The following is a 9704-nucleotide window of genomic DNA, read 5'->3' as shown; positions in this document are numbered from 1 at the left end:
TACAGTGATGGCGCGACAGCTGGTATCGAATTCCTGGGCGACGAAGGCGCATTGTGACCTGTTTGGTGCGTAGCTGAAAACGGCTGCGCAGCACTGGCTCGCTCTTTGGAAAGCTCGACTTGGCCTGTCGGATACACCTTTCAGATCGTGGCGTGGGCATCCGATTCTGATCATCGGATGCCCCAATAGATTGATCAGGAGCTTTGCAAACAAAGCGAAACTTCTACGAAAAGGAATCCTCCATGAGTGCTAGAATAGTCCTTGTGCTTGCTGCCACCGGCCTCGTGCCAATTGCGTTATCATACGGTCTGATGCCCGGCAGTTTGATCCCAGTTTTGCTGGAATTTCCGGTGGAAGGGACGAACCAAACCCACGTGTTCCGAGCGATTATGGGTCTTTACCTGGCAAACGCGTTGTTTTGGTTGGCGGCTGCTTCGAAACCAGAATTACAACGCCCTGCGCTTTGGGTTCTGTTTTTGTTTATGTCGGGACTGGCTGTTGGACGCATGCTAAGCATTCTTATCGATGGAGTTCCAAACGGGTTACTTCTATTTTATCTTGCGGCCGAGATAGCTTTTGCAGCTCTGGCGGCGGTTTCCCTGAGAAAAGTATAATGAAACAGGAAGAGTTAAAGTGCTGAGGTTTTTCTTTGTTCTCTCGATCATTACAACTGCGTCGGTTTCGACATCCGGTCTGGCACAATCGTCATCTGTCCAGACTGCGGTGGACAAAAACTTTTTAGAGCTTGAGACTGCCGTTGTCGAAGCGGGAGCTGCTCCAATCGCATCGATAGATCACGCGCGCTTGGCCAAAGCTGAAGGCGTAGAAATGCCAGCATCACGTGTACTCATTTTCTCTGATCCAGAGATAAACACGCCCATTCTGGAAGAGAACATACGAGCAGGTTTGGACCTTCCTTTTCGCGCTCTTTCCTTCGATCAGGATGATCGCCCGCAGATCGCCTATACAGACTCTCAGTTTCTCAAAGTGCGGCATGGTCTGAATGACCCCCAAGCGTTAAATACATTTGAAAGCAAGCTGCTCGAAGTTCTGAACGGCTTGGATGCAGCACCAGCGCCAATCAGCGGATTGTTTGCCGACTATGGGGTCATCGAACTGCGATCTCTGCTCAGCGTACCAGAGGCAGTAGAACGTCTCAGGACAGCTGTGATGGGGCAGGACGATACTGTGTGGTTTGGCGAAATCGATTTTGCGACCGAAGCGTCCCAACTGGGGGTGGAACTACCGGATGCAGTTCTCTTACTGTTTGGCGGACCAGCACCCGGTGGCGTGGCAATGACGGGCTTTCCAGCAATTGGTTTGGATGCCTTTTGCCAAAAACTACTGGTCTATGCGAATGAAGAGGGCGGCTCCGTAGTCATTTTCAATGACATCGCTGCCTTGGCAGAGTTGCACTACGGTTCCTCAGCCGAGCCTCATCACGGTTTGAACAAACGACTTACCTCAACATTTCAAACCGCAATTGAGTAGCCGCTGTTTGGAAACCACAATAGAAACCCGATACCGATTGGCCAACTTTTCATCTTGCGCTTTGTGCTCGATGAGCAAAATGACGATGTACGCTTTGGACGGCGAGTTGCCGGATGCAAGTGCAGCATGCCTTTAACTTTGCATTTTAGGTCTGGAATCGATGCAGAGGTTCACCAAATTGTTGCGAACAACCGCAATGCGGACAAAACAGACCTAGGCAAAGTATTGAATTGATCTGTTCCTTGATCGCCGTACGCTGGAGACACGGAGGATCAGGTCATGTACCGCACATTCGTTTCTGCAATTTTTGTGGCCATTGCCACGACCTGCTCTGCGCAGGATTACGATATAGTCATAACGAACGGGCGGGTCATCGATCCTGAGACAGGATTGGACGCCATCCGAAATCTCGGGATCAACGGCGGCGAGATATCCGCGATCTCCGAGTTCGCCATGGACGGTTCAGTAGAGATCGATGCAACTGATCTTGTTGTAGCGCCGGGGTTCATCGATTTGCATGCACACGGAATGAACTTGGGCGACATGCGTATGCAAGCGATGCAAGGCGTAACAACCGTTCTGGAGTTGGAGTCCGGTATCCTCCCTATTGCAGACTGGTATGCCGAAATGGAATGGCAGCAAACGCCGCTGAACTATGGGGCGTCTGCGGCTTGGACGTTTGGCCGAATAGCTGCATTCACAGGTGAAGGGCCTGTTGCGGAACTATCCTATTTTCAAGATGCGCAGAGGTTCGACGATTGGAAAACAGAAATCGCCGATCCGCTTCGCATGGCGGAGTTGTTGGACTTAGTCGAGCAAGGATTGAAAGAGGGGGCATTGGGTATAGGCGTTAACGCAGGATACGCGCCTGGTTACGGTCAAAAAGAGTACTTCGCTTTGGCAAATATGGCTGCCGACTATGGCGTGGCCACCTATACGCACGTGCGGTACGCATCGAATTTGGAACCGCAGGGGTCTTTTGAGGCAATAAAAGAATTGATTGCGAACGCCGCGCTTACAGGCGCACACATGCATATCTGTCATATCAACAGTTCTTCATTGGAAGACATCCACGCCACCCTTGATTTGGTTGAACGTGCGCAGGCTCAAGGCATTAACGTCACAGTAGAAGCCTATCCTTATGGTGCCGCAAACACCGTTGTAGGAGCCGCGATGTTCTCAGGTGACGGATGGCGAGAACGCATGAGCTCAACGGCTCAGAACTTTCAATTGGGCGCAGATCGCATGACAGAACAGGAGCTGGCCGATTACCAGGACAACGAGCCTGGCACCTTTGTTACGTGGCATTTTCTGGACGAGAACGATCCTGATGCGCTCGCGCTATTGGATGCATCCGTTACCCACCCAGCAGTCATGATTGCGTCGGATGCAGTGTTCTGGTCTTACTTTGACGAAAGCGGGGCAGTTCTGAATTATGAAGGTAGTGATTGGCCACTTCCCGACAATGTGTTCAGTCACCCACGTTCGGCTGGGGCGTTTACCAAAATCCTTCGATCTTATGTGCGGGAACGAGGCTTATTGTCCCTCGAGGAAGCAATTCTCAAGATGTCCTTGATGCCAGCTCAAACGCTCGAGGATTTTGTTCCACAAATGAAAAAGAAGGGGCGGCTGCAAGTTGGAATGGATGCTGACATTGTCGTCTTTGACCCCAAGACAGTGGCGGATCTAGCCACCTACGAAAACGCGAACCAACCCGCCGTAGGTGTACAAACCGTTCTCGTAAACGGCACGTTAGTTGTTGACGATGGTCTCCTGGTTTTTGACGCTAACTCAGGCCAAGCAATTCGCCGCGAGGTTCAAAAATAACATGACAGGTTTAGGCTCAAAACGGTCCTTCACCGCTTTAGACACGATTGGTCGCTCCGCGGACAAAGCGGCCTTTTCGCCAATTGCCTTTGGGCCCTGAATAAAGCAGTGCTACGGTGCTTCCTGACGTATTGTTCCAGCATTCCTCTGGGTAAGCCCTTTCCGGAGGGTACACCGGACCCTTACCTACCAAACTAAACTCTAGCACCGGAGTTAAGAATGCATCGCGTACTATCATTGTGCTTAATCTGCATCGGCACAACAGCAGCAGCCCAGGATGAAGCGGAACTCGCGCAGCAGCTTGCCAATCCAATCGCTGCAATTGTCTCGGTGCCGTTCCAGTTGAACTTTGACGAGAATATCGGGCCTAGCGATCAAGGATCACGTACCACCTTCAACTTCCAGCCAGTTGTACCATTTGCACTCGAAAATGGTGCCAATGTCGTCACCAGAACGATTGTTCCATACATCTGGCAGGACGATATTGTTCCGGGAACATCTCAAAGCGGGTTTGGCGATATCTTGTTTAGCGCATGGTACTCAAAGACCACTGCGCAGAACCTTACATGGGGTGTTGGCCCAGTGCTTCGCATTCCAACTGGTTCTGACGTTTCAACTGAGACTTGGGCTGCGGGCGTAACGGGAATTGCCCTAAAAACTGAAGGTCCTTGGACGTACGGAGCACTTGCCAACCACATCTGGGATTTGGAGAGCAACCCCACTACACCAACCAGCAGCAGCTTTGTGCAACCTTTCGTCGCTTATTCAACCGCCACTGCATGGACCTTCAGCGTTACGTCAGAAAGCACCTACGACTGGATTTCCAGCGAGTGGTCCATCCCGGTGAATGTCAATATCGCGAAACTGGCTCCTGTCGCAGATATTCCAATCAATTGGCAATTGGGTGTCGGGTACTGGGCCAGCTCACCTGACAATGGCCCAGAAGGTATGAGGGTTCGGTTACAGCCGCAGATCGTCCTACCAAGAGGTTAGAAATAATCCGTTAAGCTCAATGCAGACATCCAGTTAAGTGCGCGCAGTGTCTACAACGCGAATAAACTGCGGCGGTTACGGCAATGTGTCTAATCTTTGGGCGAGTACCAAATTGGTGACGTGTAGGCGCGATCCTGCTGAACCATCACGGCATCTTCAGGCAAGTTTAGGTCGCCAAAATAGTCTTGGTCATATGCAAGCCATGACGGTGTTGGGATTTCAAGAACACGAACGTAGTAGTAAGCCTGTTGAGCCGGATCGAATTCCGGGTCTTTCCAGTGGGCACTCAACATGGCTTCACCGATTGTATTGGTATACTCGGAACCGTCTACAGTGCTGCCAACCGGTGGCAGAACACCTGTTTCACTAAGTTCGCGATCACCGGCCCAAGCCGCGTCAAAAACCTTAGTTTTGGGTTCACTGTTCGCATTGATCCAACCTTTGACTATTTGAATGCGATCCAAGTTAGCACCGTCTGGATCACGCAAAGCTCTAACCATCAGAGTCGGGGACTGACCCTCAGAACCCAAAAATAGATCGCCACCCATTGGAACGCCGCGAGCATATCCTTCAGATGCGAAATCCGGCCTAAAAACCTCATCGGGTTCAAAGTCCCAGCCGGCGAAAACACGCACGGTCATGCGCGAACCTGTGGTGGCATAGACCTCCTTACGCTTGAACGCGTCCCAAATGGCCTCACGGGTGTTTTCACGTGCCCATGCGGCTGTCAGGCCGGATGCAGCAGTTTCATACGCCTGTACACTTATGGCTTCCCCAATGGATCCTGGCTGCACTGCGTACTCAAAATAGCGATCACTTCCGGTGCCCGGCTCTACTAAGCTCACTTTTGCGAAGAAATTATCTTCACGCGCTGTCGCGAGCGAGGTGTGGCTGTCGGTGGAGCCGATTAAGCCTATCTTGAAGGGATTGGCCCCAAGTTCTTCCTGATATCTCAGTCCGCGAGCCAAGGTAGTTCGGGCGTACTCACGAGGCAGCATTTCCTCTGTCTTCAATTCCGATCCGAAGTTGCCGCGGTCCCAAGTGTAATAATCGGCATATTCATCGTCTGGTGAGAGCAAAGGGTGCGTCTCACCGTCGCCTTTCATTTGCGTCACTTCATATACTGGCTCCCAGCGAGCGCGACGCTCGGCGTATTCTGCGTCAATGGGTTGGCCGTTGTGGCGAACGTCAGCGAACATTTCGCCGTTCGACATGTTCCCGTTATGCGCAAAGGCCATGACCTTGCCGCCGGTCCTGTCTTCGTATGCCTCCATCCAAGTCCACAGATCTTCTGGGTCCGATGAATCGTAAGAAGAGAAAGGAACCAGATCCTGTACCCGATCAGCCCCATCCCGGAACATGACGACACGATGCAAATTGTTCAGATTGTTGGCTGACGTCCATTCGAAACCATGCAGAGCGGTGAAGACACCTGGTTCGTTGTGGCGTTCTGCTGAGTCTACGATGCGGTTCCAATACGTCTTTGCGAGTTCATCATCGTTAAGGGGGTCAGTATTGGAACTAATGGCCTCGATATACATGAGGTAGCCCGAAATGGGGTCTCCGCCCTTTACAAGATCATGTACCTGGCGGCCCCACTTTGATCGCAAGAGCTGCTGATCAGACTCTGAGATCATTGGAGCCAAACCGAGGTTTTCTGCGTGATCAGCGACGACGAGGAAGTCCAGCGGGCGCACGAGTTGAGCAAATTCACCCATTGTGGCGCGAACCTTCTCTCCTCTCGCAAACTGAAACGCTTCGTCCGGTCCAAGGACATTGCCGATCATACCCGCGTCCGCAGAAAACGAGGTGTGCAGGTGTGTGTCGCCCCAAAATACTCTGTTCGGAAAAGCCTGATCTACAAATGGCGAATAGTGCTGTTTGCCAAACTGCGTATCCTCAGGCTGGATCCGGACATCTTGGGCCGTTGAAACCGTGCCGCAGAATAAGGCGGTAGTAGCTCCAAGTAGCGTTGCCTTCCTCATTCTGAGTTTCTCCTGTGCACTTTGATGAGCTTACAATCGATGGCCTGCTTAGGTATTCAGGGTGGTTTTCTCGTATTCTTGCTTATGAAATCGCGGCGGCCAATACTCGTTTTGTTAAATCCGATTCCGTTCAAGTTTTCACTTCTTTTGCGAAAAGCAGAACCCAGTAAGGAGATACTCTATGCAACACGTCGACATTCCGACAATTCGCGATGTTCGTAGCCTAGCCAAATACCGTGGCCCGGCTTGCGTGAGTATTTCGTTGAGAACCACGCCTGTGACACAGGAGGTACAACAATCCCGCACGGCATTTGGAAACCTTGCCCATGATGCGCTGGCAGAAATTAGCGACGACATCTTGCACAAAAAGGTAAAACTCGAACTGGAGGCGAACCTTGCGGACATACACGATGACGATGATTTCTGGCAGCATCAGTCCGAAAGCCTAGTTGTTTTTGCGACACCTGAACGAACACGCACTTTTCGACTTCCAAATCATTTGACTGACGATTTCCAAGTATCCGACCGCTTCCACTTGCCGCCACTTTTGCGGGCGTTGGCGTTCCCACATAGCGCGACTGTTTTGGTACTCGGGCAAGGTGGGGTGCGAGTTTTGGAAATTACCGGGAACCGACCTGTTGGAGAGGTGAAGCTTCACGAAATGCCGAAAGACGCTGCATCCGTGGCCGGCAAAGCGAGCATCAGTGGGCGCGCACCGAAAGGAAGGCTGCAAGGAAGCGAAGGTCAGAAAGTGCACCTGCTTGCCTATTCTCGCCGAGTCGACGAAGCCATGCGTCCGTATTTGACGGGCCGCGATACACCCATGATCGTCGTTGCCAACGAACCATTGCGCTCGATCTATCTTTCGATCTGTAGCTTTGAGGACGTGATCGATGGTCAACCGGTCGGTGTGGGCGAAGAAAGCTCCGACAATGAAATCGCAAAGGCTGCTAGGCTTTTGATCGACGAACACTATGCGACGGAGATCCAAGATTTGCTAGGCCTTTACCGCGCCCGAGCAGGTGTTCGCCGCGCAACCAACAGGGTCACAGATATCGCGAAAGCCAGCACTTTTGGTGGCGTAGACACGTTGCTTGTCAATATGGACGCGACCTTGCCTGGACGGATTGATGAAGAGGTCGGGACCGTAACCTACGATGCAGAAGGGCCTGAGACGTACGACATACTGTCAGAGCTGGCTTGTAGGGTGCTTCAAACGGGTGGTCGCGTGCTCAGCGTCAGGCAGGACGATTTGCCGGAGAGTGAACCCCTCGCGGCGTTGTTAAGGCATCCAGTCTAAAATTCGTTGACCCATGTCTGAACAGGCCAAAGAATTAGACGCCGACATCGCGGTGGAGCATCGGGCGATGGATCTAACGCGATGGGCAAACCTCGGAATGGGGTTGGCCGGTGCGCTAGCGGCATGGGCTTCGAATTCTCAAGCACTTTTGATCGATGGATTGTTCTCACTGATCGGATACATCTCTGCGGTCTTTGCTATGCGCATAAGCCAAACCGCTCATCTAGGTCCGGATAGGTTACGACCATTCGGACATGCAAGCGATGAAGCGTTGTACGCAACCTTCCGTTCCCTCGCTTTGATTGGCCTAGTGGTATTCGGTGTCTTTCAAGCCGTTTTGGGAATAGCCGATTATGTGCTTGGAGGTGATGTAGAAGAGGTTCGCCTCTTACCAGTCGCCATTTACGCCGTGATAGTGACCGTCGCGTGCTTCTGGCTGGCCTATGTCCACAAACGCGCTTGGATCCGAACGGGAAAACAAAGTGATATGCTGAAGCTGGAAGCAACGGCTTCTATCTACGACGGAGTCATCACTTTATTCGCAGGGGTCGCACTATTGTCGACGCCACTTCTAGCCGACACGATTTTTGAACCCTTAACGCCGGTAATGGATTCTATCGTCGTGCTCTTTTTGTGCAGCATTGCGGTTTTCGGCTACTTGCGCGCCTTCTGGAAAGGCGTTGCTCAGTTGGCTGGTGTTCCAGCAAATGCAAAGGACCAATTAGCCGTACGCCACGCGATAAAACCTATCGCGAAAGACAACGGCGGAGAAGTATTGGACGTCGCACTCGTAAGAGTTGGTCGAAAGCTAGACGCAGTTGTTTACTATCGTCCTAGCGCTCCAGTGACTGCCGAAGATGTTGATCGAATTAGTCTTCAAATGAAGTCGCAAATCGAGAAGGATATTGGCCCAGTCGAAGTTCTTGTGGCCGTATCCAACCAGAGCCATTCAAGCTTGGGCGCATGGACGACTACATCCTGAATCTTACTGTCGCCGGTTCGCGACTGCGACCTATGTTGGGGCGCCTAGTTGTAGAAATATTTGCTTAGGATACTTGCTAAATTAACCAACAACCTTGGACTACTCACTGATCTTTGCAAAGTCTGCTTTCTGCGCATTGCTGTCATTGGGACATCGCGCAGCATCGGTCAAAATGGGCTCAAAGCGGACCTTAGCTGCACCAGGCCTGAATGACGGCGCTGCGGAAAAAGCGGCCATTTCCTTTTTGTACAATTGAATGCGACAAGCCAATGCGAGTTTGTTTCGGGAATCAAACTTGCGGTAAGACAAATGCGTAGAGGCGTGACTTTTTTCCATCATCGGTCAAGATGTATAGAACGCCACCACTTTCATCCAAAGCTATCCCCTCAGGGTTCTTCACTTCCTTTACTTCATCCTTTTTGGAGTAAATTAAGTCGATAGTTTTGACCGTCAGAACTTCAGGATCAAAAACGAATATTCGGCGCCCTTCATCGCTGAGTATCCATAAAGACTTGGTCTCGCCGGACCAGGCGATCCCGCTGATGTCTAATTCGTCATCGTCGGCACGAGATGAAACAAAACCAGCTTCAGTCGTTAATGGAACTACTCCAATAATTTCATCAATTTCCGAGGAAATGACGAGCAGAAGCCTTGGCTGGCCCTCAATGACTACGAATACTTGCCCAGAGTCTTGATCTACAGTGATCCCTTCCGGTCCCTTGTTCAAAGGGTTCTCAGCAAGCATTTCCGCAACTTTGCCGTAGCCCCTGAGTGAAGAAAGTGGAGTAGAATTGACTTTGATTGGGTCCGTAGGTTGGACCGTTACAATAGATCGGTCAGTTTCTTGTAACAGCAATACAGACCCATCATTTCTTCCAGCGACACCTTCCAAGTCTGCACCTAGATGTTCTGGAAGTTTGAACGAATTCTTTAGCTCTCCATCTACTCCCAGAAGGTGCAGCTTCGATGCTTCATCGCTTACTGCCCACAAGAATCCATGAACACTGGAAAGCGACAATCCGGATGGCTCAGAAAAGCCCTCTGATTTGTCTGCCACTTTGTAAGACTCAATAAGTTCCAACATATCAGTCTGCGCTCTCACTGGGCTGGTTAACGCCAAAGTGTT

Annotated in this window: 8 protein-coding genes; 6 read left to right on the top strand and 2 right to left on the bottom strand. The window is 51.3% G+C overall.

What is annotated here, in order from left to right:
* Positions 1-242 precede the first annotated feature (242 nt).
* The 4 genes from GOW48_RS17270 to GOW48_RS17255 all read left to right on the top strand — a co-directional run bounded on the left by GOW48_RS17270 (position 243) and on the right by GOW48_RS17255 (position 4311).
* Entirely contained in the window at positions 243-614 is a 372-nt protein-coding gene (locus GOW48_RS17270) for a DUF4345 domain-containing protein (RefSeq protein ID WP_170755423.1), read from the top strand.
* Positions 615-633: 19 nt separating this feature from the next.
* Entirely contained in the window at positions 634-1491 is an 858-nt protein-coding gene (locus GOW48_RS17265; RefSeq protein WP_170755422.1) for a DUF302 domain-containing protein, read from the top strand.
* A gap of 279 nt (positions 1492-1770) precedes the next feature.
* On the top strand, positions 1771-3318 hold the full coding sequence (locus GOW48_RS17260) for an amidohydrolase family protein (RefSeq protein WP_170755421.1): 1548 nt from the start codon (positions 1771-1773) through the stop codon (positions 3316-3318).
* A 219-nt stretch (positions 3319-3537) separates the two neighbouring features.
* Positions 3538-4311: a transporter gene (locus GOW48_RS17255; protein WP_170755420.1), complete on the top strand. Its 774-nt coding sequence runs from the start codon at positions 3538-3540 to the stop codon at positions 4309-4311.
* 89 nt (positions 4312-4400) lie between these two features.
* Here GOW48_RS17255 and GOW48_RS17250 read toward each other — a convergent pair whose 3' ends face one another.
* A complete protein-coding gene (locus GOW48_RS17250) occupies positions 4401-6296 on the bottom strand; it encodes a DUF3604 domain-containing protein (protein ID WP_170755419.1) in 1896 nt (631 codons plus the stop codon).
* 181 nt (positions 6297-6477) lie between these two features.
* On the opposite strand from GOW48_RS17250, the gene GOW48_RS17245 reads away from it, so the two are divergent.
* Together GOW48_RS17245 and GOW48_RS17240 are read left to right on the top strand one after the other, a co-directional pair.
* On the top strand, positions 6478-7596 hold the full coding sequence (locus GOW48_RS17245; protein WP_170755418.1) for a baeRF11 domain-containing protein: 1119 nt from the start codon (positions 6478-6480) through the stop codon (positions 7594-7596).
* A gap of 13 nt (positions 7597-7609) precedes the next feature.
* Entirely contained in the window at positions 7610-8578 is a 969-nt protein-coding gene (locus tag GOW48_RS17240) for a cation transporter (RefSeq protein ID WP_170755417.1), read from the top strand.
* A gap of 289 nt (positions 8579-8867) precedes the next feature.
* Here GOW48_RS17240 and GOW48_RS17235 read toward each other — a convergent pair whose 3' ends face one another.
* Entirely contained in the window at positions 8868-9662 is a 795-nt protein-coding gene (locus GOW48_RS17235; protein ID WP_170755416.1) for an SdiA-regulated domain-containing protein, read from the bottom strand.
* Between the last annotated feature and the right edge of the window lie 42 nt (positions 9663-9704).

It is taken from the genome of Ruegeria lacuscaerulensis, assembly GCF_013033355.1.
GTDB lineage: Bacteria > Pseudomonadota > Alphaproteobacteria > Rhodobacterales > Rhodobacteraceae > Ruegeria > Ruegeria lacuscaerulensis_A.
This window is presented reverse-complemented; position numbering and strand designations above follow the sequence as displayed.

Coding starts and splice junctions, on each gene's coding strand:
- GOW48_RS17245 (WP_170755418.1), top strand. CDS start 6,478: ATGCAACACGTCGACATTCCGACAATTCGCGATGTTCGTAGCCTAGCC.
- GOW48_RS17240 (WP_170755417.1), top strand. CDS start 7,610: ATGTCTGAACAGGCCAAAGAATTAGACGCCGACATCGCGGTGGAGCAT.
- GOW48_RS17255 (WP_170755420.1), top strand. CDS start 3,538: ATGCATCGCGTACTATCATTGTGCTTAATCTGCATCGGCACAACAGCA.
- GOW48_RS17260 (WP_170755421.1), top strand. CDS start 1,771: ATGTACCGCACATTCGTTTCTGCAATTTTTGTGGCCATTGCCACGACC.
- GOW48_RS17250 (WP_170755419.1), bottom strand. CDS start 6,296: ATGAGGAAGGCAACGCTACTTGGAGCTACTACCGCCTTATTCTGCGGC.
- GOW48_RS17270 (WP_170755423.1), top strand. CDS start 243: ATGAGTGCTAGAATAGTCCTTGTGCTTGCTGCCACCGGCCTCGTGCCA.
- GOW48_RS17235 (WP_170755416.1), bottom strand. CDS start 9,662: ATGTTGGAACTTATTGAGTCTTACAAAGTGGCAGACAAATCAGAGGGC.